General features: G+C 72.0%; 26 protein-coding genes. 12 read left to right on the top strand and 14 right to left on the bottom strand.

The genetic code is table 11. The features are described 5' to 3' along the window. Positions 1-4: 4 nt before the first annotated feature. Positions 5-1,147, bottom strand: a complete 1,143-nt coding sequence (locus ACZ7L7_RS18365; protein WP_285512091.1) for a PucR family transcriptional regulator — start codon at positions 1,145-1,147, stop codon at positions 5-7. Positions 1,148-1,311: 164 nt separating this feature from the next. Here ACZ7L7_RS18365 and ACZ7L7_RS18360 point away from each other — a divergent pair, with 164 nt between their 5' ends. Further along, a complete protein-coding gene (locus ACZ7L7_RS18360; protein ID WP_472076500.1) occupies positions 1,312-2,799 on the top strand; it encodes a long-chain-fatty-acid--CoA ligase in 1,488 nt (495 codons plus the stop codon). Between the two features lie 100 nt (positions 2,800-2,899). Further along, positions 2,900-3,307 (top strand): SseB family protein, encoded by a 408-nt coding sequence (locus ACZ7L7_RS18355; protein ID WP_285511908.1) that lies wholly within the window; start codon positions 2,900-2,902, stop codon positions 3,305-3,307. A gap of 22 nt (positions 3,308-3,329) precedes the next feature. On the opposite strand, the gene ACZ7L7_RS18350 is transcribed toward ACZ7L7_RS18355, so the two are convergent. The 4 genes from ACZ7L7_RS18350 to ACZ7L7_RS18335 form a co-directional block, all read right to left on the bottom strand. Then, on the bottom strand, positions 3,330-5,147 hold the full coding sequence (locus ACZ7L7_RS18350; protein WP_285511907.1) for a sigma-70 family RNA polymerase sigma factor: 1,818 nt from the start codon (positions 5,145-5,147) through the stop codon (positions 3,330-3,332). A gap of 91 nt (positions 5,148-5,238) precedes the next feature. Then, positions 5,239-5,685, bottom strand: coding sequence for a DEAD/DEAH box helicase family protein (locus tag ACZ7L7_RS18345; RefSeq protein ID WP_472076498.1), 447 nt, complete (start codon positions 5,683-5,685; stop codon positions 5,239-5,241). Positions 5,686-5,729: 44 nt separating this feature from the next. Then, complete coding sequence (locus ACZ7L7_RS18340) at positions 5,730-6,866, bottom strand: hypothetical protein (protein WP_472076496.1); 1,137 nt, start codon at positions 6,864-6,866, stop codon at positions 5,730-5,732. Positions 6,867-6,876: 10 nt separating this feature from the next. Then, positions 6,877-7,215: a DUF6223 family protein gene (locus ACZ7L7_RS18335; protein WP_285511904.1), complete on the bottom strand. Its 339-nt coding sequence runs from the start codon at positions 7,213-7,215 to the stop codon at positions 6,877-6,879. Between the two features lie 202 nt (positions 7,216-7,417). On the opposite strand from ACZ7L7_RS18335, the gene ACZ7L7_RS18330 reads away from it, so the two are divergent. The 5 genes from ACZ7L7_RS18330 (at position 7,418) to ACZ7L7_RS18310 (ending at position 10,892) form a co-directional block, all read left to right on the top strand. Next, the gene (locus tag ACZ7L7_RS18330; protein WP_471592181.1) at positions 7,418-8,545 is read left to right on the top strand and encodes a sensor histidine kinase; all 1,128 of its coding nucleotides are present in this window, start codon (positions 7,418-7,420) and stop codon (positions 8,543-8,545) included. Beyond that, the gene (locus ACZ7L7_RS18325; RefSeq protein WP_472076493.1) at positions 8,542-9,216 is read left to right on the top strand and encodes a response regulator; all 675 of its coding nucleotides are present in this window, start codon (positions 8,542-8,544) and stop codon (positions 9,214-9,216) included. Before ACZ7L7_RS18330 ends, ACZ7L7_RS18325 begins: the two co-directional genes overlap by 4 nt. 10 nt (positions 9,217-9,226) lie before the next feature. Further along, positions 9,227-9,964 carry a VOC family protein gene (locus tag ACZ7L7_RS18320; protein WP_472076491.1) on the top strand — a complete coding sequence of 246 codons (738 nt, stop codon included), beginning with the start codon at positions 9,227-9,229 and terminating at the stop codon, positions 9,962-9,964. Positions 9,965-10,134: 170 nt separating this feature from the next. After that, positions 10,135-10,515, top strand: coding sequence for a hypothetical protein (locus ACZ7L7_RS18315; RefSeq protein WP_285511900.1), 381 nt, complete (start codon positions 10,135-10,137; stop codon positions 10,513-10,515). Between the two features lie 122 nt (positions 10,516-10,637). After that, complete coding sequence (locus tag ACZ7L7_RS18310) at positions 10,638-10,892, top strand: hypothetical protein (RefSeq protein ID WP_285511899.1); 255 nt, start codon at positions 10,638-10,640, stop codon at positions 10,890-10,892. 46 nt (positions 10,893-10,938) lie between these two features. Here the strand turns inward: ACZ7L7_RS18310 and ACZ7L7_RS18305 are convergent, their stop codons facing one another. Further along, the gene (locus ACZ7L7_RS18305; protein WP_453605197.1) at positions 10,939-12,462 is read right to left on the bottom strand and encodes a cellulase family glycosylhydrolase; all 1,524 of its coding nucleotides are present in this window, start codon (positions 12,460-12,462) and stop codon (positions 10,939-10,941) included. A 248-nt stretch (positions 12,463-12,710) separates the two neighbouring features. Further along, complete coding sequence (locus ACZ7L7_RS18300; protein WP_472076488.1) at positions 12,711-14,846, bottom strand: SpoIIE family protein phosphatase; 2,136 nt, start codon at positions 14,844-14,846, stop codon at positions 12,711-12,713. 197 nt (positions 14,847-15,043) lie between these two features. Here ACZ7L7_RS18300 and ACZ7L7_RS18295 point away from each other — a divergent pair, with 197 nt between their 5' ends. Then, positions 15,044-15,670, top strand: coding sequence for an NAD(P)-dependent oxidoreductase (locus ACZ7L7_RS18295; RefSeq protein WP_285511896.1), 627 nt, complete (start codon positions 15,044-15,046; stop codon positions 15,668-15,670). On the opposite strand, the gene ACZ7L7_RS18290 is transcribed toward ACZ7L7_RS18295, so the two are convergent. Beyond that, a complete protein-coding gene (locus tag ACZ7L7_RS18290) occupies positions 15,660-16,250 on the bottom strand; it encodes a TetR/AcrR family transcriptional regulator (protein WP_285511895.1) in 591 nt (196 codons plus the stop codon). The two genes, ACZ7L7_RS18295 and ACZ7L7_RS18290, sit on opposite strands and share 11 nt — an antisense overlap. 203 nt (positions 16,251-16,453) lie before the next feature. Here ACZ7L7_RS18290 and ACZ7L7_RS18285 point away from each other — a divergent pair, with 203 nt between their 5' ends. From ACZ7L7_RS18285 to katG, 3 genes are all read left to right on the top strand, one after another. Further along, on the top strand, positions 16,454-17,461 hold the full coding sequence (locus ACZ7L7_RS18285) for an NADP-dependent oxidoreductase (protein WP_285511894.1): 1,008 nt from the start codon (positions 16,454-16,456) through the stop codon (positions 17,459-17,461). 25 nt (positions 17,462-17,486) lie between these two features. Next, the gene (locus tag ACZ7L7_RS18280; RefSeq protein ID WP_285511893.1) at positions 17,487-18,539 is read left to right on the top strand and encodes an alcohol dehydrogenase catalytic domain-containing protein; all 1,053 of its coding nucleotides are present in this window, start codon (positions 17,487-17,489) and stop codon (positions 18,537-18,539) included. Between the two features lie 125 nt (positions 18,540-18,664). Further along, a complete protein-coding gene (gene katG, locus ACZ7L7_RS18275; protein WP_472076485.1) occupies positions 18,665-20,854 on the top strand; it encodes a catalase/peroxidase HPI in 2,190 nt (729 codons plus the stop codon). Between the two features lie 69 nt (positions 20,855-20,923). On the opposite strand, the gene ACZ7L7_RS18270 is transcribed toward katG, so the two are convergent. Next, positions 20,924-21,322, bottom strand: a complete 399-nt coding sequence (locus ACZ7L7_RS18270; protein ID WP_285511891.1) for a hypothetical protein — start codon at positions 21,320-21,322, stop codon at positions 20,924-20,926. 179 nt (positions 21,323-21,501) lie between these two features. Between ACZ7L7_RS18270 and ACZ7L7_RS18265 the strand changes: the two genes are divergently transcribed. Next, positions 21,502-22,746, top strand: a complete 1,245-nt coding sequence (locus ACZ7L7_RS18265; RefSeq protein WP_472076483.1) for a cytochrome P450 family protein — start codon at positions 21,502-21,504, stop codon at positions 22,744-22,746. Here ACZ7L7_RS18265 and ACZ7L7_RS18260 read toward each other — a convergent pair whose 3' ends face one another. Genes ACZ7L7_RS18260 through ACZ7L7_RS18240 form a run of 5 tightly spaced genes read right to left on the bottom strand, consistent with a single transcriptional unit; the run spans position 22,747 to position 26,779 of the window. Next, on the bottom strand, positions 22,747-24,102 hold the full coding sequence (locus ACZ7L7_RS18260; RefSeq protein WP_176711719.1) for a cytochrome P450: 1,356 nt from the start codon (positions 24,100-24,102) through the stop codon (positions 22,747-22,749). It abuts the gene before it with no gap. Further along, positions 24,099-24,701 (bottom strand): GTP-binding protein, encoded by a 603-nt coding sequence (locus ACZ7L7_RS18255; RefSeq protein ID WP_285511888.1) that lies wholly within the window; start codon positions 24,699-24,701, stop codon positions 24,099-24,101. Before ACZ7L7_RS18255 ends, ACZ7L7_RS18260 begins: the two co-directional genes overlap by 4 nt. After that, positions 24,679-25,038, bottom strand: coding sequence for a DUF742 domain-containing protein (locus ACZ7L7_RS18250; RefSeq protein WP_285511887.1), 360 nt, complete (start codon positions 25,036-25,038; stop codon positions 24,679-24,681). The genes ACZ7L7_RS18255 and ACZ7L7_RS18250 overlap by 23 nt, the downstream gene beginning before the upstream one ends. Next, positions 25,035-25,448, bottom strand: coding sequence for a roadblock/LC7 domain-containing protein (locus ACZ7L7_RS18245; RefSeq protein ID WP_285430975.1), 414 nt, complete (start codon positions 25,446-25,448; stop codon positions 25,035-25,037). The genes ACZ7L7_RS18250 and ACZ7L7_RS18245 overlap by 4 nt, the downstream gene beginning before the upstream one ends. Next, the gene (locus tag ACZ7L7_RS18240) at positions 25,445-26,779 is read right to left on the bottom strand and encodes an ATP-binding protein (RefSeq protein WP_285511886.1); all 1,335 of its coding nucleotides are present in this window, start codon (positions 26,777-26,779) and stop codon (positions 25,445-25,447) included. The genes ACZ7L7_RS18245 and ACZ7L7_RS18240 overlap by 4 nt, the downstream gene beginning before the upstream one ends. Positions 26,780-26,981 lie beyond the last annotated feature (202 nt).

The following is a 26,981-nucleotide window of genomic DNA, read 5'->3' as shown; positions in this document are numbered from 1 at the left end:
CGGTTCAGCGGCGGCGGGCCGCCAGCAGCGCCGCGCCGATGTCGGCGACCGCGCGCGGGTCGGACAGGGAGCGCTCGGTCAGTTCCTCCACGCGGCGCAGCCGGTAGCGGACGGTGTTGGGGTGGACGAACAGGCCGCGTGCCGCCTCCGTGGCGGAGCCCTTGGCGGCGTACCAGTGCTCCAGGGTCTCCAGCAGGCGGGCGCGTTCGGCGGCCGGGAGGTCGAGCAGCGGCCGCAGGACCACGTCGACCAGGTGCGCCGCCTCGGCCGGGGCGGCGGCCACGACCATGGCCAGCGGGTCGTCGTCGAACCGGGCGACGCCGGGCCCGGCGCCCTGGAGGCCGGACAGGGCGAGCCGGGCGAAGCGCAGGGCCCGCGGGGTGTCACGCAGGTCGTCGAAGGAGGGGCTGACACCTACGCGGGCGCCGGAGCGGCGCATCACCCGCAGGCAGGTGGCCTCGGCCGTCGGCGTGGAGAGCGCGGCGAGGCCGAGCTGCTGGTCGGGCAGCAGCCGCCAGGCGCAGGGGATGCCGGCCTGGCGCAGCGCCGACTCCGTACCCGCCAGCGGCTGCTCGCCGGGGGCGTCGGCGGAGGCCGCCGCCACCAGGTAGGGACCGCGGTCGGGCAGTCCCAGTTCGCGGGCGGTCTCCCAGAGCGTGCGCTCGGCGATGGCACCGGTGAACAGGGCCTCCACCAGGGCGGAGCGGCGGGCCTGGCGCTGTGCGGTCAGTTCGGCGGTCGTCTCCCGGTAGGCCGCGGCGACCGCCTCGGCGTAGTGGCCGAACAGGGTCCACAGCTCGGCGGACCGGGACACCAACTGGGCGTCGGTGACCTCGGGGTGGGTGCGGGCCTCGGCGAGCACCTCCGACCACAGCAGTTCGAAGCCGATCCGGTAGGCGTGCAGGGTGTCCGCCAGCGGCACGCCCTGCTCGGCGCGCAGCCGGCCGGTCTCCCGCGCCGGGCCCGGGGCCTGCGGGTCGGGTCGCCCGAACTGCTGGAGCAGCAGGTCGGCGTTGGCGGTGCAGGAGCGGCGCAGCGAGTCGTAGGGGATCAGTGACTCGTTCTTGTAGGCGTCGACGTCGGACCGTATGCGCTCGGCCATCCGCTCGCCCAGTTCCGGCAGCCGCGCGTGCAGGGCCGAGACCACCCCGGATATGTTCATTCCCGCAGCGTAACGCCCCCGTTTTGTTCCTGGGGACGATGCGCGGGCGCGGACGCTGTCCGGGGACACATAGGTCGTCACCGTCGATATCTGCACCATGTCGTCAGCGTGAACAGCGGATTTCGACGGCGACGTTCGTGGAGGCGGTCATGGCCAATCTGGCGCGGTTCCTGGTGGAGACGGCACGGCGGCAGCCGGACCGGCCCGCGCTGCGACTGGGCGAGCAGGTCACGAGCTACGCGGAACTCGACGAGCGCAGCGCCCGCGCCGCCGCCCTGCTGCGCGCCGAGGGCGTCCGGCCCGGTGACCGGGTCGCACTGATGCTGCCGAACGTGCCCGAGTTCGTCGTCCTCTACTACGGCGTGCTGCGCGCCGGTGGCGTCGTCGTACCGCTGAACCCGCTGCTGAAGACCCGGGAGACCCTGTACCACCTGCGGGACTCCGGCGCCGCGCTGCTGCTGGAGTGGTTCCAGGCGCCGGGCGAGGGCGCGCAGGGCGCCGCCGAGGCCGGGGTACGGCACGTCGCCGTGGAGCCCGCCGCCTTCGCGGAGCTGCTCGCCGGGCACGAGCCGTCGGCCGAGGTGCACGACACGGACGACGAGGACGCGGCCGTCCTGCTCTACACCTCCGGCACCACCGGCCGCCCCAAGGGCGCCACGCTCACCCACTCCGGGCTGCGGCACAACACCGAGGTCAACACCGTCCATGTGCAGCGGATGACGGCGGACGACGTGGTCGTGGGGTGCCTGCCGCTGTTCCACATCTTCGGGCAGATCTGCACGATGAGCGTCAGCATCCGCGCGGGCGCCACGCTCGTCCTGGTCCCCCGGTTCGACCCGCAGACCGTGCTGGACGCCATCGCCCGCGACCGGGCGACGGTCTTCGAGGGCGTGCCGACGATGTACGCGGCGCTGCTCCAGCACCCCTCCGACGCCGATGTCTCCACCCTGCGGATGTGCGTCTCGGGCGGTGCCTCGCTGCCGGTGGAGGTGCTGCACGGCTTCGAGCGGCGGTTCGGCTGCATGATCCTTGAGGGCTTCGGCATGTCCGAGACCAGCCCGGTGGTCACGTTCAACCACCCCGACCGGCCGCGCAAGCCCGGCTCGATCGGCACCCCGATCAAGGACGTGGAGGTGCGGCTGCTCGACGAGAAGGGACAGGACGTGGCGCCCGGCGAGATCGGTGAACTGGCCGTGCGCGGGCCGAACGTGATGAAGGGCTACTGGAACCGCCCCGAGGACACCGCGGCCACCATCCAGGACGGCTGGCTGCGCAGCGGCGACCTCGCCCGCCGGGACGAGGACGGCTACCTCTACATCGTGGACCGCAAGAAGGACATGATCATCCGCGGCGGCTACAACGTCTACCCGCGCGAGATCGAGGAGGTCCTGCACGAGCACCCCGCCGTGGCGCTGGCCGCGGTGGTGGGCGTGCCGGACGCGCACCTGGGCGAGGAGATCGCCGCCGCGGTGGTGCTGCGCCCGAAGGCGCAGGCCACGCCCGACGAACTGCGGGAGTTCGTCAAGGAACGGGTCGCCGCGTACAAGTACCCGCGCCAGGTCTGGCTCGTCGACTCCCTCCCGACCGGCCCCAGCGGCAAGATCCTCAAGCGGGAGATCAGCGCGCCGACGGGCTGATCCGGCCCCCGGGCCGCCGCATGAAGCGGCCGAACCTGGGTAGGCGGTGCCGCATCACCCGACATCCGGGCGGCGGCACTGCCTGTGAAGGTGCGGCGCTATGACTGAGATTCCGGCAGAGGTCTTCGCCTCGGTGGCCCGAAGCGCTCTGCATGACTTGTCCTCCTCCGCGGACCTGCCCGCGCTGGAGGCCCTGGCCGGATGCGATGTGCTGATCCCCGCGATCGGCGGCATCCGGTACCTGCGCGACCGCACCGAACTGGTGCGCCTTGTGCTGCCGGTGGTCGAGAGCGTCCAGGGCGCGCCCGCGGTCATGGTCTTCACCTCGGAGGAACGGCTGCTCGACGCCTTCCCCCTGGTCCCCTGCTACCGCCCGGTGACCCTGCGGGACCTGGCCGGGCGCTGGCCGAGCGACGATGTGGTCCTGGTGATCGACGCCGGGCACGAGGACGAACTGACCCTCTCCGCGCACCGGGCCCGCTGGCTGCTGGGCCGGTGCCTGGTGTGAGGGTGCGCGGGGGTCACAACCTTCAGAACCCGAAGACCTGGGTCCAGGTCCAGTCGTCCTCGGTGACGCCGACGCCCATGGTGGTCAGGTCGCAGTTGAGGATGTTCGCGCGGTGGCCCGGCGAGTTCATCCAGGACTCCATCACGGACTCGGCGCTGCTCTGGCCCTGAGCGATGTTCTCGGCGCCGGGCGAGGGGTAGCCCTGGGCGCCGGCGCGGTCGACGAAGCTGCGGCCGTCCAGGCTGGTGTGGTCGAAGTAGTTGTTGGCCGACATGTCCTCGCTGTGCAGCTGGGCGGCGCGGGCGAGACGGGCGTCCTGCTTGAGCGGGCCGCAACCGGCCGCCTGGCGCTCCTCGTTGACGAGGGCCAGCACCTGGGCGGCCGGGCTGCCCGCGCGCGGGGCGGCGGGAGCGGGGTTCGCCGGGGCGGGTGCCTGCGTCGTCGTCTTCGGCTCGGTGGTCGTCCTCGACGGTGTGGGGGTGGGCTTCGGCGACTTGGTGCTCGGCTTGGGCGAGGGGGAGGCGGACTTGGTGGGCGAGGGGGACGCCGACGCCGAGGGAGTGCTCGGCGCGGAGGAGGTCGCCAGGGGCTCGTCGGTCGGCGCGTCGGGAGCGGACTGCACCTTGTCGCCGTCCCCGTCCGGCTTCAGCGACAGCGTCGCGACGGTGCCTCCGGTGATCAGTACGGCTACGGCGGCGGCGACGCCGGTGATCCGGCGCCGCTGCGGTATTCGTCCCGGGCGCCCGTGCCGCCCGCGGGCGTGCGCGCCGCGCACCGGGGCGAGGACGGTGGTGGGCTCGCCCGCGTCGGCTGCCGCTGCCGGGTGGGGGTGCGCGGCGGCGTGCTCAGCGGCGGCCGGGGCGTGGTCGAAGGCGTGGTCGGGAGTGTGATCGGGGTACGCGGGCATGGCGAAGGCCGCGGTGTCCGCCGTGGGGTCGGCTCCGCCGAAGGCGGCCATGTCCGGTCCGGGGCCGGTTCCGGAGTAGGCCCCCATGTCGGCCGCGCCGTACCCCTCCGCATGGGCCACGTGCTCCGCGCCCCCGAACGCCGTCAGCCCCGCCAGCCCCGTCAGGGCGGCCGCCACCGGCACCAGACCCAGCCCCACCAGCAGCCCCTCGGCCGGGAACAGGTCCGCCTGGTGGCCGGAGCAGCGCACGCACTCACGGGCATGCCGGGCGATGCGCTTGCGCCACAGGGGTGACGGGCGGCCGTCCCAGGTACCGATCATCTGGTCGAGGCGGTCGCACAGTGGCAGCGCGGACAGGGCGCGCACCACCAGCCGTGCGGTCTCCAGCTGCGCCTTCATCCGCTGCACTCGTACGGCCGTGTGCTGCGGCGACACCTCCAGGGCCGCGGACACCTCCGCCCGGGTCAGCTCACCGACCGCCTCCAGCCACCACAGCGACAGCAGCACCCGGTCGTCGTCGTCCAGCCAGCGCGTGGCCTCCGCGACCTCCCGGCGCTGGCCCTCCAGACCGAGCCGCACGATCGTGAGGTCCACGAAGTCCGCGCCCGGGTCGGCCACGTCATGGGCCTCCCGCAGCTCCGAGCCCGCCGGAGCCGCCTGCTTGCGGTGCTGGTAGGTGCGGATCTGGTTCATGGTGATGGCGACCAGCCAGGACCGGAAGTTGCCGGGGTGGTGCAGCGAACCGAGGCCGCGCAGGGCACGGAGCATGGTCTCCTGCACGACATCGTCGACGTCGGCGTGACCGTTCAGCGCCCGTCCGACGATGTTGTACACGAGCGGAAGGTACGCGCCGACCAGCTCGTCCTGGGCCCACAGGGCACCACGCTGAGCCGCCTCGACCACGGCGTACTCGTGCTCTCCCATTGCTGCCATGCCTGTTTCCCATCCCTTTCCGGTCCACGCATTATTCGCCCGGTACAAGGGGAGACCCAGAGCCGGGGGCCGGATAACGGAAACCTCACACTCACTCGGCGTCGAGGGATTCCTGGCGGGCCAGGAACTCCTCGAAGGCCGCCTTCTGCTTGGGGTCCATGTAGGCCTGGCGGACACCACGGGCCTGTTCCCGGAGCCAGTGCGCTTCGTCGGGAGGCAGCAGCTCGGCGACGACGACCCCGTCACGGGCGACCGCGGTACGCCATCCCGTACGGCGGCGGAAGAGCGTGAACGGGCCGAACCGCTCGGGGTGAGCACGCTCCCGCGTCGGCGCCTGAGGGCCGGGGAACACGCCGGGCGCCCAGTGCTCCCACAGCGCCAGCGTCGCCGCGGGCACCAGCACCACGTGCTCCGGCTCCCGCCCCTCCCACCGGAAGGTGACCGTCACCGGCTCACCGACCGCCTCGGCGAGCCCGAGGACCCGCTCCACCTCGTCGTTGACCGGGTAATCCACCGCTACGTCGATCTGTATCCCCATGGCCGAAGAGGCTACGCGGCCGCCCGCCCCGGTCACCGGACGGCTCAGGGACCGTCGACGAGTCCCTGGATCGCGGCCAGAATGCCTTCCAGCGCACCGGGTTCGGCGGCGACGGCGGGCAGGGTGGCGTGCGGCCAGGCGTTGTAGTTCTTCGCCGGGAGGGCCGCCAGCCGCTCCTTCAGCCCGGGCACGGACGGCAGAGCCGCCGCGAACTGCTCCGCGCGCTCGCGGCCGAGGTGATGGGCGAGGGAGCCGAAGGCGAAGGAGATGTCGTCCTTCGCCGGGTCGTCGTGGAGGGAGAGGGTCGCGACCGGCACCGTGCGGCCGGACACGGGGTAGTACAGGCGCATGCTCGCGTACCTGGCCGTACCGGCCTCCAGGCGGCCGTGGGACGCCGCGTGTTCGAGGAGGGCGGTGGCGGTGCGCCGTACCTCCGGATCGAAGCGGGTCCGGATCGCCGCGTCCATCTCCTCCCGTTTCGTCCGGCGCGCGGCGCGGTCGGACGAGGGCGACTTGGCCGCCGTGGCGACCTCGCCGTGCACGCGCGGGACGAGGACCCGGAGATTCCCGTCGCCGCGGTACTGGGTCAACTCGACGGCGTACACATCGGTCTGCCGCATCTGGCGGTTGAGGAACTCGACGATCGCCCGCAGCTCCAGCGGGAAGCGGTCGGCGACGAACAGCAGCCGCATCTGCCCGACGGCCAGCCGCTCCTCGACGGTCGCCCAGAACTCGTCCACCGGACCCTCGCCGAGGAGGTCCCGGTAGGCCTCCTCCAGCGGGCGGCCGTCCTTGGCGCAGGTGTCCTCGAAGGAGCGCCGCAGCAGCGCGGCCGGCCAGTAACGGGCGGCGTTCGCCGCGTAGTCCAGCATCTGGCCGACGACCTCGCGCCGGATCCGGGTGTCGGAGGCGCGCTTGACCTCCACCAGGGTCGGTACGCCGTCGGCGTCGACGAAGAGATGGTCCAGCGCGTACACCGAACCGCCGTCCGGGCCGGTCGGCACGCCCATCTCGCGGGCCACCAGCGTCAGTCGCAGCGGACGGCCGTCGGCGAGCGAGCCGAAGTCCAGTACGCGCGGATGGCGGGCGAGCAGCTCCTGGAACTCCGCCTCGGTCGCGAACCCGGCCGGTTCCAGGGCCTGGAGCTCACCACTGAGGACGAATACGGGCTGATCGGTCACCCGGGTGAGTCTAGGACCGGACGAGGACGCGGCGGCCGAGTTCCATGGCGGCCAGGCCCAGCGGGACGGCCACGATCGCGCCCACCATGCCGTTTCCGGTACCGGGTCCGCCGTCGGAGGTGGCCAGGTGCAGCAGCCCGAGGAAGGTGCCGGCCAGGCCGGCCACGAGGGCCGACAGGGCGCCCGTACGCGGGTTGCCGACGCGGATGCGCCCGGCGAGACGGGCCAGGGCCGACCAGCCGAGGACGATCCCGGCGAACCCCACTGCGAGGGCCAGGTTGGCCCCGGTACGTCCGTCGCCGATGATGCCGCCCTCGGCGGCCACTGTCAGGACGTCTGCTGCGCTCATGGCGGTCTTCTCCTTCGTACATGACGTGTTCGCTGTCGTTCCTTGAGCGTGCCGTCCCGGCGCGCGCCGGTCGTCCGGCAGGCGCGGTCACTTCCGGCTGCCGCGGACGCGGCAGGAAGGGGATGGCTACCACGGACGCGGTAGGCGACGGCTCCTTCGCGCGCGGGACTCGCTCGCGCGCGCCCGCGGCTAGGGTGCGGACATGGACGCAGGGCGACTTCGTGTCCCGGCCGGTGCCGTGGACTGGGCGATCGCCGTGGGTGTGGCGGCCCTGTCGCTGGGCGGCGGGCTGTCGGGGCAGCATCCGGACGGCGCGCGTGAGGTGCTGGGCGCGGTGCTGCTGGCGGGGGCCGGTGTGGCGCTCCTCGCGCGGCGCAGGGCACCGCGCGTCGTACTGGCGGTCACCGCAATGTGCACGGTGGGGTACGAGGCGGCCGGGTTCACGGTGCTCTCGGTGCCGTACCTGGTCGCGGTGTACGGCGCGGTGCGGGCCGGGCACCGGGCACTGACGGTGGCGGTGTCCGTGGCGCTGCTCGCCGTCCTCCAGGTCACGGCGCTGGTGTTCCGGGACGGGCCGGCGCGGGAGGCGTTCGGGGCGGCCCGGGACGTGTTGGAGATCGCCTGGCTGATCGCGGCGTTCGCCGCCGGGGAGGCGCTGCGGCAGGCCGAGCGGCGGGCGGAGGAGGCCGAGCGCACCAGGGAGGAGACCGCGCGGCGCCGCGCCGACGAGGAGCGGCTGCACATCGCGCGGGAGCTGCACGACTCCCTCACCCACCAGATCTCGGTCATCAAGGTGCAGTCCGAGGTCGCCGTCCACATGGCCCGCCGGCGCGGCGAGGAGGTGCCCGGGACGCTGCTGGCCATCCAGGCGGCCGGGCGGGAGGCGACCCGGGAGCTGCGGGCGACCCTGGAGGCCCTGCGCGACGACGACACGGCACCGCCGCGGGGCCTGGACGACATCCCGAAGCTGGTGGAGCGGGCCCGCTCGATGGACCTGGACGCGACGCTGACGGTCGAGGGGCGGCGCCACGACGTCCCGGCGGCGGTGGGCCGTACCGCCTACCGGATCGTGCAGGAGGCACTGACGAACACGGCCCGGCACGCCGCGGCCACGACCGCCACGGTCCGTATCGCCTACGGACCCGACCGGCTGTCCGTCCAGGTGGACGACGACGGCAAGGCCACCCCCGCCGACGCCCCCGTGCCCGGCCTGGGCCTGCTCGGCATGCGCGAACGCGTCACCGCCCTCGGCGGCCGGCTCCGGGCGGAGCCGCGTCCCGATCACGGCTTCACCGTCCTGGCCGAACTCCCCGTGGAACGAGCGTCATGATCCGAGTCCTGCTGATCGACGACCAGCCCCTCATCCGCAGCGGCTTCCGCGCCCTGCTCGACCTGGAGCCCGACATTGAGGTGGTGGCCGAGGGCGCCGACGGGGAGACGGCCCTGGCGCTCGCCCGGGAGCATCTGCCCGACGTCGCGCTCCTCGACATCCGGATGCCGGTGATGGACGGCATCGAGGCGACCCGCCGTATCGCCGCCGACCCGTCCCTGTCGGGCGTGCACGTGGTCATGCTGACCAACTACGGCATGGACGAGTACGTGTTCGAGGCGCTGCGCGCGGGCGCGGCCGGGTTCCTGGTGAAGGACATCCTCCCGGAGGACCTGCTGCACTCCGTACGGGTCGCCGCCCGCGGGGACGCCCTGCTCGCCCCGGCCCTCACCCGCAAGCTGATCCACCGCTACGTCACCGAGCCCGCTCCCACCGCCGCGGACACCGTCCTGACGGAGCTGACCGACCGCGAACGCGAGGCGGTGGCACTGGCCGCCCGCGGCCTGTCCAACGACCAGATCGCCGCGTGCATGGTCATCAGCCCCATGACCGCGAAAACCCACATCAACCGGGCGATGACGAAACTGCACGCCCGCGACCGGGCCCAACTCGTGGTCCTCGCCTACGAATCCGGCCTGGTCACCCCGCGTGCCGGGGAGGCCCGCCCGTAGGATCACCGGCATGGCCACACGACTCGTGCAGATCAATATGAAGGCGCTGGACGACTCCGCGCTCGGCCGCTTCTGGGCGGAGGCACTGGGCTGGGGCATCGACAGCGAGGCGCCCGGGGTGACCAACCTGGAACCCGTGGGCTTCTCCTACCCCGACCCGTCGGCGGTCTGCATCGATCTGATCGCCCGCCCTGAGCCCAAGACGGTCAAGAACCGGGTGCACCTGGACCTGGCCACCACCTCGGCCGCCCAGCAGGCGGAACTGGTGGAGCGGTTGAAGGGGCTCGGCGCGACGCCCGTCGACATCGGCCAGGGCGATGTTCCCTTCACGGTCATGGCCGACCCGGAGGGCAATGAGTTCTGCGTCCTGGAGCCCCGGGAGATGTATCTGGACACCGGGCCGATCGCCACGGTGGTGGTCGACTGCGCCGATCCTCGGGAAATGGCCCGGTTCTGGGGCGCGGCCATGGACTGGACGGTGCACGTGGCGGCGGACGACCACGCGACCCTGCGTTCGTCCAAGGGCGTCGGCCCGTACCTGGAGTTCGTACGCAATCCCGACCCGAAGACGGTCTGGAACCGCGTCCACCTCGATGTCGCCCCCTATCCCGGCGACGACATGGCCGCCGAGGCGGACCGGCTGCGCGCCCTGGGTGCCACCGACCCCGGTATCGACCAGTCCGAGCTGCACTGGACGGTGCTGGCCGACCCGGAGGGCAACGAGTTCTGCCTCCTGACGCCTCGCTGACGCCTCACCCACCCCGGCGAGGATTGCGGGAAGATCACGAACAGTGGACGCCCCGCACATGAACGTGCACACGCTGTGTAGGCTGCCAACGACCCGCCGCCCTCCCCCACCAGCTGGTCCGCCCGGTCCTGCTGTTCGCGTCGTGGGGCCTACGCATGAGGAGGAGGGGCGTGAGCACGCCGTCGCCGGACCAGCCCACCGCCGAGCAACTGGTGGAACACATCGCCCAGGTGGGGCGCGCCCTGTGGGCCGCCAGCCACCTGGGCAGCCCGGCCCCGGTCGTGGCGCAGCTCCGCGACCGTATGGACCACCCCCAGCCCGGCGACCTGGTCATGGAGTTCGCGCCCTTCAGCACCGGCGACTTCGACCCGCACAGCGTGGGCCGGCTCCTCGCGATCGAACGCCGCCCGGGCTGGCCCACGCGGTACGTGATCGAGCCCCTGCTGCTCCCCGGCGAGAAGCGCGACGGCATGGACCTGTCCCTCATCGCCCTGCCCGACCAACGCAGCTACGCCCGCTGGGCGGACGGCCTGCGGCCCTGCGAGGACTGACTGTCAGTGCCCGCAGGTACTGTTCGGCCCTCAATTGATGTGCGAGGGGGTGCGTCACGGGCGCCAGTGGGTGGAGCTACGTCACCGCGTACGAGGGGGACGTCGAGGCAGCGCTCGGGGCCTTGCAGGCCCGGGAGTTCCAGGAGGAGTACGGGAACGAGTACGCGAGTCTGGAGGACCTGCGCCAGGACGACTACCTCGTGACCACGGTCGAGCGGTTCCGGGAGCTGATCGACGCGGCCAACGAGATGAATCACGAGGAGTTCCAGCGGAGTCTGCCCAATGAGTGCCGGATGCGGTGGACCGCCTGCTACGTGACGCTCTACTCCGAGGACAAGGCGAGTCACCTGGGGATCTTCGGGTACTCCGGCGACTGATCCCGTGCCGCTCCCCGCGCTTGTCGAGCGGGGAGCGGCTGCGCGGTCAGGACGTGGGGAAGTTGTCCGGTGTGCGGATGCGGTCGCGGATCCAGACGCCGGCCGGCTTCAGGGAACCGGTGCCCGCCCAGGGGCCGTTGCCGTTGCAGGTGCCGCCCTTGAAGACGGCACCGGAGCGTTCGTCGTCGGAGAAGTTCCAGTTGACCCAGCTGATCTTCTTGGCGCCGAGCAGGTCGAGGTACTGCTGGGCGCGGCCGAAGTTGTTGGGGCCGTCGCCGGAGGCCTCCTGGGTGCCGAACTCGGTGACGAAGATCGGGATGCGGTCCGAGGCGCGGTCGAGGGCGCTCAGGTACTCCTGGCCGTGCGAGGCCGCGTAGAAGTGGAACGTGTACATGATGTTGGAGGCCTGGACCGGGTTGTTGATGATGTCGGTCTCGTCGCGGCCGTCGGAGATGCCGAGGGAGCCCCAGCCGTGGGTGCCGACGAGGATCGGGGTGGTCGGGTCCTGGGCGCGGATGACGGGGATGAGCTGTTCCGCGTAGGACTTCACCCGCGACCAGCTGACGTTGTTGGGCTCGTTGGCGATGTCGTAGAGCAGGTTGGTCTTGTCGCGGTGGCGCTGGGCGATCTCGGTGAAGAAGGTCTTGGCGGCGGCGAGGTTGTGGTTGGGGTCGCCGGGGGTGAGCTGGTGCCAGTCGACGAGGGCGTACATGCCGCGGGCGGTGGCCATCTCGATGAGCTGGTGCACGCGGTCGGTGAACATCCTCGGGTTGGTCTCGTAGCCGCCTTCCTGGACGTAGAGGGAGATACGCAGCACGTCGGCGTTCCAGTCGCCCGCGAGGGCGTCGAGGGAGGCGTTGGTCAGGCAGTGGCTGTACCACTGGAGGCCGTGGCTGCTCATGCCGCGGAGCTGGATCGGGCGGCCGTACTGGTTGCACAGCTTCAGTCCGCACACCTTGAGGCGGCCGTTGATCGCGGCGGGGGTGGTGCCCGGCTGGGGGCCGCCGCCGTTCTGGGTGGTGGCGCTGACCGTGTTGGACGCCGGTGAGAGGTTGCCGGCCGCGTCACGGGCGCGGACGGTGAATCCGTACGTCGTGCTCGCCGCGAGTCCGCCGACGGTGGACGAGGTGCCGCTCGCCGTCGCGACCTGGGTGCCGTCGCGATAGATCACGTATCCCGTCACGCCCACATTGTCGGTGGCGGCGTTCCAGGCCAGGGACACGGTGGAGGACGTGGTGCCGGTGGCGCGCAGGTTGCCCGGGGCCGAGGGGGCGGTGGTGTCGGTGCCGCCGCCGCTGTCGCCGACCGGCTTCCACAGGGCGGGGGTGTTGGGGGGTTCCCAGCCGGTCAGCGAGGTGTGGCTCTGCAGGCACTCGTAGTCCTTGCCGCCGTAGGACACCCGGGTGCCCACGGTGTACGAGGTGTTCGGCTGCCATGCCTGGTAGGCGGCGACGCTCGTGCTCGCCGCGGGGGCCGGCTCGGTGGCGGCGAGGGCGGTGGACGGGACGAGGCCGAAGCCCAGCGCGGCAAGCAGTGTGCCGGCGAGCAGAGTTGACAGGGGTGTGCGCATGGCGCCCTCCTGGTGGGGTCTCAACTGGGGGTGATGCTGTCGGCGATGGGGATCCGCCGTGGTGCGTGAAGCCGTGGCAAACGGCTGATGACTGTTAGGAAAGTTTCCTTATACTGCTCGGGAGAGTAGAGACCTGACCGACCACGGTCAAGACTTGGTACGGACCGGATCCCGCGGCGCGGGATGCCTCGGGCAGTACGGCCCGGTGCGCGCCGGAGGGGCGAAGTCCGGGCCGGGACGCCGGCCTCCTACCGCAGCTCCAGCTCCGCCCAGATCATCTTGCCGTCCGCCGTGTAGCGGGTGCCCCAGCGGCGGGACAGCTGAGCGACCAGGAACAGGCCGCGGCCGCCCTCGTCCAGGGTGCGGGCGTGCCGCAGGCGTGGGGAGACGTTGCTCGCGTCGAAGACCTCGCAGGTCAGGACGGACTCACGGATCAGCCGGAGCCGGATGGGGCCGGAGGCGTGCCGGATGGCGTTGGTGACCAGCTCACTGACCAGGAGTTCCGCGGTGAACCCGAGGTCACCGAGCCCCCAGCCGTCCAGGCACCGTTGCGCGAAGGCGCGGGCGCTGGACACGGCCGCCGGGTCGGAGGGCACGTCCAGCACGGCGACCCGGTCCGCACCCAGGCCGTGGGTACGGGCGATGAGCAACGCCACGTCGTCGTCCCGCCGTTCCGGTTCCAGCGTGTCCAGTGCCTCCCCGCACATGTCGTCCAGCGGCCGGTCCACCGCGGTGAGTGCCGCGCGGAGCCGGTTCAAAGCGATGTCCGGGTCCTGGCCGCGGATCTCGAACAGGCCGTCGGTGTAGAGGGCGAGCAGGCTTCCCTCGGCCAGTTCGACCTCCGCGGATTCGAACGGCAGGCCGCCGAGCCCCAGCGGCGGCCCCGCGGGCAGCTCCGGGAACTCCACCGTCCCCCCGGGGTCGACGACGGCCGGCGGCGGATGCCCGGCCCGCGCCATGACACAGGTACGGGCCACCGGGTCGTAGACCGCGTACAGACAGGTGGCGCCCAGCTCCGACGGCACCCGCCCGGCGTCGTCGGGACCGTCCTCGGCGATCAGCCCGAGCATCAGGTCGTCGAGATGGGCCAGGATCTCCTCGGGCGGCAGGTCCAGATCGGCGAGGGTGCGCACGGCGGTGCGCAGCCGCCCCATCGAGGCCGCCGCGTTGATGCCGTGGCCGACCACGTCGCCGATCACCAGGGCGACCCGCGCCCCGGACAGCGGGATCACGTCGAACCAGTCGCCGCCCACGCCACCGCCCGAGGGGAGATAGCGGGTGGCCACCTCGACCGTCGGCTGCGCCGCGATCCGCCGCGGCAGCAGGAAGCGCTGCAACGCCAGCGCGGTGTTGCGCTCCTTGGTGTACTGGCGGGCGTTCTCGACGCCGAGCGCGGCCCGTCCGACGATCTCGTCGGCCACGAGCAGGTCGTCCTCGTCGAACGCCTCGCGCGGGGGCCGCCGCAGCAGGGTGGTCATCCCCACCACGCTGCCGTGCGTCCTGATGGGGACCAGCATCACCGCGCACGGCCCGAGACTCGGCGCGGGCGGGCCCTGCAGCGCGTCGGCGGCGATCCACCCCTCGCACTCGCGCGCGGTCAGGATCCGCCGGTGCGGGGCGCCGCCGGCCAGGCAGCGCGCGCCGGGCGAGTCCGCGGCGAACCGCACCAGGTGCCCCACCGCGGCGAGCCCGTTCGGCGCCGCGCCGTCGGCGCTCAGCAGGGCGACCCGCCGCAGCCGCTGCTGGCCGGGCAGCGAGCCGTAGAAGGTCTCGCCCTGGAGGACGGCGTCGAGGAGGTCGACGGTGATCAGGTCGGCGAGGTCGGGGACGCAGACCGCGGCGAGCCCCTCCGAGAGACGGAAGACATCCAGCGTCCGGGCAGTCCACGCCCCGGCCCTGCTCAGCAGGCTGAGGCGTTCCCGGGCGCGCCAGCGGTCGGTGACGTCGAGGACCATGTAGCAGACGCCGCGCACGGTCCCGGAGTCGTCCTCCAGCCGGAAGAACGAGGTCGAGTAGGCGTGTTCGCGGTCCGGGTCGGCGCTGGTGCGCCCGTGGTACTCGACGTCCACGGCGGGCCGTCCGCTCTCCAGCACCTCCCGCATGACGGACTCGATGGACGCCGCGTCGAGTTTGGGCAGCACATCGCTCAGCCGCTTGCCCAGCCGCTCCTCGCGGTCCACACCGCCGAGTTGCTCCAGGGCCTCGTTGATCCAGACGTAGCGCAGATCGGTGTCCATGACGGCCATGCCGATGGGGGACCGCGCCAGGAAGTGTCCGACCAGGGAGTGGCCGATCTCCCACTCGCCGCTCCCGTCGGCGCGATCCGCCCAGGAGGCGGGGTAGGCGGACGGGTCGGGTGCCCGGCCGTGGTCGCTGGAGTTCATCGCTGCCTCACCAAAGGGCGCCGACGGCCACTGGGGGCCGTCTCCTCCAGCATGACACCGCCGCCGGAGCCCGGCACGGGTGAGGCCGGCCTTGCTAACCGGACAGCCGTCCGGTACGTTCCAGGCAGGCGGACAGTTGTCCGCTTTCCTCTTTGGCGCCGTCCCGCGGGGACGGCGGCGGCGAAAGGTTCCGGGCCATGAATCTGCTCATCCTGGGCGCGACCGGACCCACCGGTCGGCACGTCGTCGACCTGGCCCTCGCGGCCGGCGACACGGTCACCGTCCTGGCGCGCAGGCCGGAGGCGATGGCCGACCGCGCCGACCGGATCACCGTGATCCGCGGGGACGCCACCTCGCGCACGGACCTGGCGAAGGCGATGACCGGGCAAGACGCCGTCATATCGGCGCTCGGCCGGGGTTCGTCCATACGCGCCACCGACCTGTTCTCCCGGGCTGCGACGGCGCTCGTCGACGCGGCGGCGGAGGTGGGCGTGTCCCGGGTGGTGTGGATGTCGTCGTTCGGGGTCGGCGACACCTACCACTCGGCCAACGCCTTCCAGAAGGCGACGTACCGCACCTTCCTCCGGAAGATCTACGCCGACAAGGAACTGTCCGAGCGCACCCTCCGCGCCAGCGACCTGGACTGGACACTGGTCTACCCGACGATGCTGACCAAGGGCCCGGCCAAGGGCAGGTACCGCGCCGGGGAGCGGCTGCCGATGAAGGGGGCACCCGCGGTCAGCCGCGCGGATGTCGCCGACTTCATGGTGAAGGCGGCGCACGGCTCGGAGTGGAGCCGCCGGGACGCGGTCATCACGGACTGACCGCACGCGCGGGCGCCCCGGCGCGCAGCCCGTCCATGACGAGGTCCAGCAGTCTGGTGCTCCGCGCCTGCCAGTCGTCCCGGTCGGCGAGCTGCCAGACACCGGCGATCGCCAGCAGGAAGTCGTCGGTGGTCAGCCCCGGCCGGATGGTCGCGGCCTCGTGGTTGGCCGCCAGCAGGGTTTCGATCGCCTCGATCACCCGCGCGTATCCGGGCTGGGCCGGGCCGTCCGCCGTACCGACGATCCGGCGCATCGCGTCCGACAGGCCCGCCTTGGCGACGGCGAAGCGGGCGAGCCGGTCCATCCACTCCCTGAGGGCCCGGTCGGGCTCCCGGGTCCTGAGCAGGTCCGCCGCGGCGTCGGTCAGTACGCGCACCTCGTGGCCGTGGACCTCCAGGACGAGCGCCTCACGGTTGGGGAAGTTGCGGTAGAAGGTGCCCTGTCCCACGCCCGCCTTCCTGGCGATCCGGCTCAGCGGGACATCGACGTCGCGGGACAGTTCGGCCAGCGCCACCTCCAGGATGCGCTCCCGGTTGCGCTGTGCGTCCGAGCGCTGGGGTCCGTCGTTGCTCGACCGCACTCCCACTCCTCCCACTTACCGGACAACAGTCCGCATAGGCCCACCATAGCGCCGCCGGCCGTGGCCGATTCACTTCGGCCCAGCGCACCCCGGGACCGGAACCCCTTGCCTCACCCGCCCCGGCACCGTACGCTCACCCCCCATACCGACCAGCTGGTATGCCGTGCCGCCAGCCCCCGCGACCGTCCGAGGAGCCGCCGACGATGAGCACGACCAACCGCCAGGTCCGCCTGGCCGCACGCCCCGTGGGAGAGCCGCGGCCCACCGACTGGCAGCACGTCGAGGAACCGGTCGGCGAACCCGGCGACGGGGAGTTCCTGGTGCGGGTGCTCTGTCTGTCCATCGACCCGGCGATGCGCGGCTGGATGAACGCGGGCCGCTCCTACATCCGCCCGGTGGAGATCGGCGAGGTCATGCGCGCCGGCGCCATCGGCCGCGTCATCGCCTCCAAGCACCCCGGCTTCGCCGTCGGTCACCATGTGTCGGGGTCGTTCGGCGTGCAGGAGTACTGCGTCTCCAACGGGCTCGGGGTCACCAAGGTCGACCCCGCGGCGGCTCCCCTGCCGACGTATCTCGGCACGCTCGGCATGTCCGGGCTGACGGCCTATTTCGGCCTGATCGACATCGGCCGCCCCGAGCCGGGGCAGACGGTCGTGGTGTCGGGTGCGGCCGGGGCGGTCGGCAGTGTGGTCGGCCAGATCGCCAAGATCCTCGGCTGCCGGGTCGTCGGCATCGCGGGCGGCGCGGACAAGTGCCGCATGGTCGTGGAGGAGTTCGGGTTCGACGCCGCCGTCGACTACCAGAGCGAGGACGTCCGCAAGGCCCTGCGCGAGCACGCCCCGAACGGCGTGGACGTGTACTTCGACAACGTCGGCGGCGAGATCCTGGACGCGGTGCTGCTGCGCCTGGCGCGCGGAGCGCGGATCGTGGTCTGCGGGGCGATATCCCAGTACAACAGCACCAAGCCGCAGGGACCGGCCAACTACCTCTCCCTGCTGGTCAACCGGGCCACCATGACCGGCATGGTCGTCTTCGACTACGCCGACCGCTACGGCGAGGGCATCAAGGCGATGGCGGCGTGGCGGGCGGAGGGCAGGCTCAAGTCCCTTGAGGACGTGGTCTCCGGCTCGGTCGACGACTTCCCGGACACCCTGATGCGTCTGTTCCGCGGCGAGAACCGCGGCAAGCTCGTCCTGAAGATCGCGGACTGACGGGTACGGGAGACACGGCGAACCGATGAAGGCACTGACGTACCACGGCCGTCACGACATCCGCTACGGCGAGGTCCCCGACCCCGCCGTGACCCGCCCCACCGACGCGGTCGTCCGGGTGACCACCGCCGGTATCTGCGGCAGCGACCTGCACATCTACCACGGCAACCCGTTCAGCCCGGAACTCGGCTACACCCCGGGACACGAGTGCGTCGGCGTGGTCGTCGACACCGGCGAGCAGGTCACCCGCTTCAAGCCCGGCGACCGGGTACTGGTGCCCGCGTCGGCCGGCTGCACCGAGTGCCGCTCCTGCGCGGCCGGACTCACCGGCCGCTGCGAGAACGCCACCTCGCCCACGGACCTCTGCTACGGCGTCAGCCCGCGGCTCCCCGGCAGCCAGGCCCAGGCCCTCGCGGTGCCGCACGCCGACGTCAACCTGGTCGGCCTGCCCGAGGGCATCTCCGACGAGGCCGCCGTCGTCCTCACCGACAACGCCCCCACCGCCTGGTACGGCTGCCGCCGAGCCCGCATCCGGCCCGGCGAGACCGTCCTGGTCATCGGCCTCGGCCCGGTCGGTCTGATGGCGGCCCAGTCCGCCTTCGCGATGGGTGCCGCCCGGGTACTCGGGGTGGACCTGGTCGCGGAGCGCCGTGCGTTCGCCGCCGGGCTGGGCGTCGAGCCGGTCGAGGACGAGGACGTCAGGGCCGGCATCCGCGAGCTGACCGGTGGACGCGGCCCGGACGCGGTGGTGGAGGCGGTGGGCTCGGACGCGACGATCGAGCTGGCCCTGAAGGCGGTCCGGCAGGCCGGACGGGTCAGCGTGATCGGCGTCAGCCACAACAAGGCGTTCCCGTTCCACATGGGTCTGGCCCAGATCAAGGAACTGGAGTTCGCGATCGGCCTGTGCTCGATCCACTACGAGCTCCCGCCCCTGATCGCCCTCACCCAGGCCGGCCGGATCCGGCCGGACGTCGTGGTCTCCCACCGTTTCCCCCTGTCGGAGGGCCCGAAGGCGTACGCGTTGTTCGCGGAGCGCTCGGACGGGGTGCGGAAAATCCTGCTCGACCCCACCGCCTGACAGCCCTTCCGGAAAGCCACTTCCTTTTCCGCGTTTGTCATACGGACCCGCTCTGCGTGTTTCGTGGCCATGCGGTCCGGCGTGCGCGAGCATACGTACGCCGACCGACAGGAAGAAGGACTGGCATGCCCGGAAGTGAAAGCGAGAACCCCGCGATTTCCTCGCCGAGTCCCACACCGACTCGGCCCCGGACGAACCGCGACTGGTGGCCCAATCAGCTCGACCTCCAGATTCTGCACCAGCATTCCTCCCGCTCCAATCCGATGGACGAGGACTTCGACTACGCGAAGGAGTTCGCGACCCTCGACGTCGAGGCTCTCAAGCGGGACGTCTTCGAGGTGATGACCAGCTCACAGGAGTGGTGGCCGGCCGACTACGGCCACTACGGCCCCCTTTTCATCCGCATGAGCTGGCACGCCGCGGGAACGTACCGCATCGCGGACGGCCGGGGTGGCGGCGGCAGCGGCGCGCAGCGATTCGCGCCGCTGAACAGCTGGCCGGACAACGCGAGCCTGGACAAGGCGCGCCGGTTGCTGTGGCCGGTCAAGCAGAAGTACGGGAAGAAGATCTCCTGGGCGGATCTTCTTGTTTTCGCCGGAAACTGCGCCATGGAATCCATGGGTTTCAAGACGTTCGGTTTCGGTTTCGGGCGTGCGGACATCTGGGAGCCCGAGGAGATTTTCTGGGGCCCCGAGGACACCTGGCTCGGGGACGAGCGGTACAGCGGCGACCGGGAACTCACCGGTCCTTTCGGCGCCGTTCAGATGGGCCTGATCTACGTCAATCCGGAAGGCCCGAACGGCAATCCGGACCCGCTGGCCGCCGCCCGCGACATCCGCGAGACGTTCGGCCGAATGGCGATGAACGACGAGGAGACGGTCGCCCTCATCGTCGGCGGTCACACCTTCGGCAAGTGTCATGGCGCCGTCGACCCCAGCTGCATCGGCCCGGAGCCCGAGGCCGCCCCGATCGAGCAGCAGGGGCTCGGCTGGCGCAACACCTGCGGCAGCGGCGTCGGCGGCGACGCGCTCACCAGCGGCCTCGAAGGCGCGTGGACGAACAACCCGGTCCAGTGGGACAACGGCTTCCTGGACAACCTGTACAGGTACGACTGGGAGCTGACGACCAGTCCGGCCGGCGCCCACCAGTGGAAGCCCACCGATCCGGAAGCCCAGGGCACCGTGCCCGACGCGCACGATCCGTCGAAGCGGCACGCCCCGATGATGCTGACGACGGACCTCGCGCTGAAGCTGGACCCGGTCTACGGCCCGATCACCAAGAGCTTCCACGAGAACCCGGACCGGCTCGCGGACGCGTTCGCCAAGGCCTGGTACAAGCTGCTCCACCGCGACATGGGCCCCGTCTCCCGCTACCTCGGCCCCTGGATCCCCGAGCCGCAGCTGTGGCAGGACCCCGTGCCCCCCGTCGACCACGAGCTGGTCGGGGCCGACGACATCGCCGCGCTCAAGGCGCAGATCCTCGACTCGGGCCCGTCCGTCCCGGACCTGGTCACCACCGCCTGGGCCGCGGCGGCCAGCTTCCGCGGCACCGACAAGCGCGGCGGCGCGAACGGCGCCCGCATCCGGCTGGCGCCGCAGAAGGACTGGGAGGTCAACAACCTGCCCGAGGTGACCGGGACCGTCCAGGCCCTGGAACGGATCCAGCAGGAGTTCAACTCCGCGCAGACCGGCGGCAAGAAGGTCTCCCTCGCCGACCTGATCGTGCTGGGCGGATGCGCGGCCGTCGAGAAGGCCGCGAAGGACGCCGGGCACCCGGTCACGGTGCCGTTCGCGCCGGGCCGTACGGACGCCTCCCAGGAACAGACGGACGTGGAGTCGTTCTCCGTGCTGGAGCCGCAGGCCGACGGGTTCCGCAACTACCTGAAGTCCGGCGAGAAGCTGTCCCCGGAGACGCTGCTGCTGGACCGCGCCAACCTGCTGACCCTGACCGCGCCCGAGATGACGGCGCTGATCGGCGGCATGCGCGCCCTGGACACCGGCTACAAGGGGATCCGGCACGGGGTGTTCACGGACCGGCCCGGGACGCTGACCAACGACTTCTTCGTGAACCTGCTCGACATGGGCACGGAGTGGAAGGTCTCGACGACGGACGAGAACGTCTACGAGGGCCGGGACCGCGCCACGGGCCAGGTGAAGTGGACGGCCACCGCCGTCGACCTGGTCTTCGGTGCCGACTCCCAACTGCGCGCCGTCGCCGAGGTGTACGCCTGCGCGGACGGGCAGGACAAGCTCGTACGGGACTTCGTGAAGGCATGGGACAAGGTCATGAACCTCGACCGGTTCGACCTCGACTGAGCCCGCGCGCGGGACCGTTCCGTCCCGGCCGGGTTCAGGTGCGGCCGGGGCGGAAGTCTCGTACGGTTCTCAGGCGGTGCGGGACGCCTCGCTGAGCAGCGCCGTGCGCAGGGCGGCGCGCAGACGGGACGGGTCGGTCCACTCGCGCTCCCGCGTCGGCGGGATCTGCCAGCACAGGCCGGGACCCATGACCCGGTGGACCGGCGGGACCACGACATGGCTGCCCCGGCCCAGTACGCGCACCAGTGGCATGTCCCAGCCGGCCGCCGAGCCAGGGGGGACCATCCAGTACAGGCGCCCCCCGAAACCGTCCCTGATCACGGCTCCGGAATCGTCACCGAGATGCCACAGCGCCTGCACTCCGAGGTCCAGGGGCGCGCGTACGGCGTCCCACCAACCACCCGCGGCCACCGTCCGCACCTCGACGCTGCCCGGAGGCATCCACCACGAGGTCCTCTCGACTGCCATCACCCTCACCGGCTCTCCGATCCGACACCTCGAACCGTAGAACGCGGAACACACCCGCGACTTGCCGCCGGACGCAGAGAACTTGCTCCGGTGCGCAGCGCCCGCCGCGCGCCCTCCCCCGGTGCGATACGCCGACATACCGTTGCCGGTCGTATGCCTGTAGCGCCGAGGAGGCTTGCGTGGGACAACCCCGCCCCTTAGTGATCGACCCGACCGGCCGTGACATCCACGGCGAGGCCGCCCGGATTCGCGAGCGCGGCCCGGTGACCCTGGTCGAACTCCCCGACGGAGTCCCGGCGTGGGCCGTGAGCAGCCCCGAACTGCTCAAGCGCCTGCTGACCGACCCCCGTGTCTCCAAGGACCCGCGCCGGCACTGGCCGCGCTGGATCAACGGCGAAATCGCCCCGGAGTGGCCACTGTTCACCTGGGTGGCGGTGCAGAACATGTTCACCGCCTACGGGGGCGAGCACAAACGGCTTCGCTCCCTGGTCTCCAAGGCCTTCACCGCCCGGCGCACCGCGGCGCTGCGGCCCCGGATCGAGGAGATCACCACCGGTCTGCTCGACCGGATCGCGGAGGCCGGGCGGGACGGCCGAGTCGTCGATCTGCGCGAGGAGTTCTGCTACCCGCTGCCGATCGGCGTGATCAGCGAACTCTTCGGCCTGCCCGAGGAGCAGGGCGCGGAGCTGCGGGCCGTCGTGGACGGCGTGTTCCGCACCTCCGCGACCCCCGAGGAAGTCACCGACAACTACGCCCGGTTGTACGCGGCGCTCGGCGAACTCGTCGCTCTCAAGCGGCGGTCGCCGGGCGACGACCTGACCTCGGCGCTCATCGCGGCCCGCGACGACGACGGCGACCGGCGGCTGAGCGAGCAGGAGTTGCTGGACACCCTGGTGCTGATGGTGAGCGCCGGGCACGAGACCACCGTCAACCTGATCGACAACGCCATCCACCTCCTGCTGACCCATCCGGACCAGCTCGCCCGGGTCCGCGACGGCCGGACCGACTGGGAGGACGTGGTCGAGGAGGCGCTGCGGGTGGAGGCGCCCGTGGCCAGCCTGCCGCTGCGGTACGCGGTCGAGGACCTGAAGATGAGCGAGTTCGGCGGCCCGGACGGCATGGTGATCGCCAAGGGCGAGGCGATCCTCGCCGCGTACGCCGCCGCCGGGCGCCACCCGGACAAGTACGGTGCGGACGCCGACCGCTTCGATGTCACCCGCGTCGACAAGGAGCACCTCGCCTTCGGTCACGGGGTGCACTTCTGTCTGGGCGCCCCGCTGGGCAGGCTGGAGGCGAACATCGCGCTCCGGGCGCTCTTCGGTCGCTTCCCGCACCTGCGACTGGCCGTGTCCGAGGGGGAGTTGGAGCCGGTGGAGTCCTTCATCTCCAACGGCCACCGCTCCCTCCCGGTCCACGTGTCCTGATCACTCCCCGCGCCACCAGGCCAGCAGCCGGCCGCCCCAGCCCCGCCGTACGCGGTCCGTCCCGGTCTCCCCGGACGGCGGGGGTGTCGGCGCGGTGTCCGTCACGGGCGCCGCGCCCTCGCCGCGCGGGGTGACGGCGGCCGACGGGAAGGTCACCGGCAGCTCCGCCAGCGCACGGTGGAACGGACCGGGCCGCCAGGTCAACTCCTCGACCGGTACCGAGAGTTCGACCTCCGGCAGCCGGTCGAGCAGCTTCTCCACGGCGACCGCCGCGATCAGCCGGGCCGGGCTCTGCGCCGGGCAGTTGTGCGGGCCCGCGCTCCACGCCAAGTGGGCCCGGTTACCAGCGCGTTGATCGGTCGTCAGGGCCGGGTCGGTGTTGGCGGCGGCGAGACTGACCACGAGCGGATGCCCGGCCCGCAGCAGGACTCCCTCGTACACGACGTCGTGCACCGGGTAGTGCACGGCGTAGTTGGCGATGGGCGGGTCCGTCCACAGCACCTCGTCGAGGGCGTCCTCCACGGGCAGGCTGCCGCCGGACAGGTCGCCCGCGAACCGGTCGTCGGAGAGCAGCAGGCGCAGGCTGTTGGCGATCAGGTTCTGCTGCGGTTCGGTGCCCGCGCCCATGAGCAGCACCAGGGTGTGCACCATCTCCTCGTCGGTCAGCTCTGCGGAGTGGGCCATCAGCCAGGAGGTCACGTCCGCTCCGGGCCTGCGGCGCTTGAGCGCGACGAGGTCGAGCAGGGTCGTGGCGAGCAGTTCATTGGCCTGTTCGGCGTCCACGCCGTCGAAGATCCCGGACATGCCGCGCACCAGCCGCTCCCCGTAGTCGGCGGGGCAGCCGAACAGGCGGTTGAACACCAGCAGCGGCAGGACCTGGGCGTACTCGCCGAGCAGATCGGCCTGTCCGGCCGGGGCGATGCGGTCGATGAGGGTGTCCGCGCTCGCCTCGACATAGCCGCGCAGGGTGGCCGCGTCGACCCGCGCCAGGCTGTCGGTGATCGCGCCGCGCAGTCTGCGGTGCTCGGCGCCGTCGCTCCACAGCGCGTTCGGCCGGTACATCATCATCGGCACGACGGGGCTGTCCATGGGGACGGTGCCGTCGGCGAGGTCCTTCCAGCGGCGTGGGTCCTTGGAGAAGGTCTCGGTGCCGCGCAGCACGTGCAGGGCGGCGTCGTAGCCGACGACCAGCGAGGCGGGCACGCCGGGCGCCAGTTCGACCGGCGCTATCGGGCCAACGGCGCGCAACCGCCGGTAGACGGCGGCCGGGTCGGCGGCGAACTCCGGTCCGTGCAGGGACTCGTGTGCCGGGCAGCCCGGCGGCGGGGCGGACGGTGCGGGGGTTGCGGAGGTCACGCGTGCTCCAGGTGGCCGGTGCGGTTCAGGAGGTACTCGACGAGGCTGATCAGGGCCCGCGTGGAGGAGACCGGGTCGCGGGCGTCGCAGCGGACGAGGGGCGTTTCGGGCAGCAGGTCGAGGGCTTCGCGTACGTCGTCGAGGGGGTGCGCGGCGGCGCCGGGGAACTGGTTGACGGCGACCGCGTAGGGCAGTCCGTGTTCCTCCAGCACGCCCATCACCTCGAAGGACTGGCCGAGGCGTCGGGTGTCGGCGAGGACCAGCGCGCCGAGGGCACCGCGGGTCATGTCCTGCCACAGCGGGGTGAAGCGCTGTTGGCCGGGGGTGCCGAAGAGGTAGAGCACCATACGCTCGTTGAGGGTGAGCCTGCCGAAGTCGAGGGCGACGGTGGTGGTGGTCTTGTCCCGGATGCCGGCGAGGTCGTCGACGAGGGCGCCGGCCTCGGTCATGACCTCCTCGGTGCGCAGCGGCCGGATCTCGGAGAGCGTGCCGACGAACGTGGTCTTGCCGACCGCGAAGTGGCCGACGACGAGCAGTTTGACCGCCGTTTGCACATGGGGCCCGAGGTAGACGGCGTCAGAGGCGGGCGCGGAGTGCATCGAGCACCTCCTGGAGGATGCGGGCGTCGGCCGGGCGGGCGGCGGGGATCGGGGCGCGGGTGACGATGTGGCCGCTGTCCATGAGGTCGGCGACCAGCACCTTGGTCACGGCGACCGGCAGCGACAGATGGCCGGCCACCTCCGCGAGGGACAGGGCGCCGGGCCGGCACACCTCCACCACCCGCCGCTTCTCCGGGTTGAGGCCGGCGAGCGGCGGGTCGTCGACCGCGATCAGCAGGGTGACCAGGTCCAGCGTGTTGCGGGTGGGGTGGGCGCGGCCGTCCGTGACGACGTACGACCGCACCAGCCGGTCGGATGCTCGGCGCTTGGGAGTCATGCCGGGCTGCCGGCGTCCCGCCGGGCGGGACTGGTCAGCTCCTTGCCCAGCCGGTCGACGAGTTTGTGCATGCGGTAGGTGACGGCCTCCATGTCGACGTCCTCACCGGTGGAGACCGCGAGGTAGGCGCCCTCCCCGGCGGCGACCAGGAAGACGTAGCCGTGCGCGAACTCGATCAGGGTCTGCCGCCACGGGGTGTGCGGGCTGCCGCAGAACTCGGCCGTGCTCCGGCTGATCGACTGGACGCCGGACAGGCCGGCGGCCAGCCGTTCGGCGTCGTCGCGGCCGATGTCCTCGGAGTGGGCGCGGAGCATGCCGTCGGCGGAGAGCAGGATGGCGTGCCGCGCGTGCGGGACCTGCAGTACGTCGTCCAGCATCCAGCCCAGCGTGTTGTCGGTCGGCCCGGTCATTCCTGGGTGTTCCCTTCGTCGTCAAGTGGGTTCCGGGCGCCGCGGCCGGAGCGGGTGCCGCGGGCGAAGGCGGCCATGCGGCGGGCGTTCTCGTCCGCGGAGCGTCCGCCGACCTCGACGGCCGGTGGGGCCGCGGCGGTCGCCGGACGGGCGGAGCGGCGCCGGCGGCGGGGCAGTCCGCCGGGGGTGGTCGCCACGGGTTCGTGCTCGGGTTCGGGCTCGCGGGCGGGGGCGGGGGCGGAGGCAGGGGCGGGCTCGGGCTCGGGCGGCGCGTCGGGTTCGGTGGTGGGTCGCGCGGACGGTACGGGGGCGGGTTCGGGCGCGGGTACGGCTTCCCGGTGGGTGAGCAGCGCGGCGGGCAGGAACACCACGGCGCGTACACCACCGTAGGGCGAGAGCGTGTCCACCGAGACGTTGAACCCGTAGCGCCCGGCGAGGACCCCGATGACGGCGAAGCCGAAGCGGGGCGGGTCGCCGAGCCGGGTGATGTCCACCGGGCGGCTGCCGGTGAGGAGTCCGGCGGCGTGCTCGGCGGCCCTGCCGTCCATGCCGACGCCGGCGTCGTCGATCACGACGCAGGCGCCGTTGTGCACGCTCTGCACGGTGACCTCGACCGTGGTGCCCGGCTGGGAGTGGCGGGCCGCGTTGTCGAGGAGTTCGGCGACGGCGAGGACGACCGGTTCCACGGCCCGGCTGCGCACGGCGAGATCGACCTCGCCGTTGATGCGGACGCGACGGTAGTCGCGGATGCGGGAGGTGGCGCCGCGTACCACCTCGGTCAGCGCGGAGGTGGCGCGCTGGCGGCCCGGCCAGGAGCCGCACAGGACGGCGACGGCCTGCGCCCGGCGGCCGAACTGGGCGTTGGCGTGGTCGATTTCGAGCAGGTCGCGCAGCACGTCGGGGTTGTCGTGGCGGTCCTGCATGTCGGCGATGGACACCTGCTGTTCGTTGGCGAGGGCCTGGATGGAGCGCATGGACGCCTTCAGGGCGGCCTTCGCGGACTGGTCGGCGCGGGCGCGGGCGTGCTCGACGGTGTCGGTGAAGCGTTCCACGACGGCGTCCAGGCACCCAGCGAACTCCGTGCCCGCCAGCCGGTGGTCGAGCGGGAGCGCGGCCGTGTCCCGCGGCTGGGCGGTGTCCTGCACGGCGGGAAGGCGGACCGTCACGAGGTGCCGCAGCGCCTCGTCACGGGCCCGCAGGCCGTCGCTCAGTTCGGTGGTGCGGGCGCGCTGCCGTGCGCTGATGCCGCGTTCGCGCAGCAGCAGCACGGCGACGGCGATCAGGCCCACGGCCAGGCACCAGAGCACGGCCTCCGGTATCCGTTCCGTCATCAGGTCCTCACAGCAGGTGGTGGGTCGACGAGCGCAAGACGGTAGTACCGTGCGGGAAACGGGACTTGCCCGGGCGCGCAGGGAAGTTGCCGTGGGGCGCATACGGGGTGCGGGAAGGCAACGATCGCGCCGAATTCGCTTCGGTCTGAGGCCAAATGTGAGCGCGAAATGTTTCGGAAACCGATTGCCGACGCCTAGTGTG

It is taken from the genome of Streptomyces sp. NPDC110618 (assembly GCF_055657065.1).
This window is presented reverse-complemented; position numbering and strand designations above follow the sequence as displayed.

Bases quoted from the DNA above. Each gene is read 5' to 3' on its own strand.
- ACZ7L7_RS18250 (WP_285511887.1), bottom strand. From the start codon at position 25,038: ATGACTCCCAAGCGCCGAGCATCCGACCGGCTGGTGCGGTCGTACGTC.
- ACZ7L7_RS18325 (WP_472076493.1), top strand. From the start codon at position 8,542: ATGATCCGAGTCCTGCTGATCGACGACCAGCCCCTCATCCGCAGCGGC.
- katG (WP_472076485.1), top strand. From the start codon at position 18,665: ATGCCCGGAAGTGAAAGCGAGAACCCCGCGATTTCCTCGCCGAGTCCC.
- ACZ7L7_RS18245 (WP_285430975.1), bottom strand. From the start codon at position 25,448: ATGACCGGGCCGACCGACAACACGCTGGGCTGGATGCTGGACGACGTA.
- ACZ7L7_RS18320 (WP_472076491.1), top strand. From the start codon at position 9,227: ATGGCCACACGACTCGTGCAGATCAATATGAAGGCGCTGGACGACTCC.
- ACZ7L7_RS18300 (WP_472076488.1), bottom strand. From the start codon at position 14,846: ATGAACTCCAGCGACCACGGCCGGGCACCCGACCCGTCCGCCTACCCC.
- ACZ7L7_RS18345 (WP_472076498.1), bottom strand. From the start codon at position 5,685: ATGGGGATACAGATCGACGTAGCGGTGGATTACCCGGTCAACGACGAG.
- ACZ7L7_RS18360 (WP_472076500.1), top strand. From the start codon at position 1,312: ATGGCCAATCTGGCGCGGTTCCTGGTGGAGACGGCACGGCGGCAGCCG.
- ACZ7L7_RS18270 (WP_285511891.1), bottom strand. From the start codon at position 21,322: ATGGCAGTCGAGAGGACCTCGTGGTGGATGCCTCCGGGCAGCGTCGAG.
- ACZ7L7_RS18255 (WP_285511888.1), bottom strand. From the start codon at position 24,701: ATGCACTCCGCGCCCGCCTCTGACGCCGTCTACCTCGGGCCCCATGTG.
- ACZ7L7_RS18280 (WP_285511893.1), top strand. From the start codon at position 17,487: ATGAAGGCACTGACGTACCACGGCCGTCACGACATCCGCTACGGCGAG.
- ACZ7L7_RS18335 (WP_285511904.1), bottom strand. From the start codon at position 7,215: ATGAGCGCAGCAGACGTCCTGACAGTGGCCGCCGAGGGCGGCATCATC.
- ACZ7L7_RS18350 (WP_285511907.1), bottom strand. From the start codon at position 5,147: ATGGCAGCAATGGGAGAGCACGAGTACGCCGTGGTCGAGGCGGCTCAG.
- ACZ7L7_RS18295 (WP_285511896.1), top strand. From the start codon at position 15,044: ATGAATCTGCTCATCCTGGGCGCGACCGGACCCACCGGTCGGCACGTC.
- ACZ7L7_RS18240 (WP_285511886.1), bottom strand. From the start codon at position 26,779: ATGACGGAACGGATACCGGAGGCCGTGCTCTGGTGCCTGGCCGTGGGC.
- ACZ7L7_RS18285 (WP_285511894.1), top strand. From the start codon at position 16,454: ATGAGCACGACCAACCGCCAGGTCCGCCTGGCCGCACGCCCCGTGGGA.
- ACZ7L7_RS18330 (WP_471592181.1), top strand. From the start codon at position 7,418: ATGGACGCAGGGCGACTTCGTGTCCCGGCCGGTGCCGTGGACTGGGCG.
- ACZ7L7_RS18355 (WP_285511908.1), top strand. From the start codon at position 2,900: ATGACTGAGATTCCGGCAGAGGTCTTCGCCTCGGTGGCCCGAAGCGCT.
- ACZ7L7_RS18305 (WP_453605197.1), bottom strand. From the start codon at position 12,462: ATGCGCACACCCCTGTCAACTCTGCTCGCCGGCACACTGCTTGCCGCG.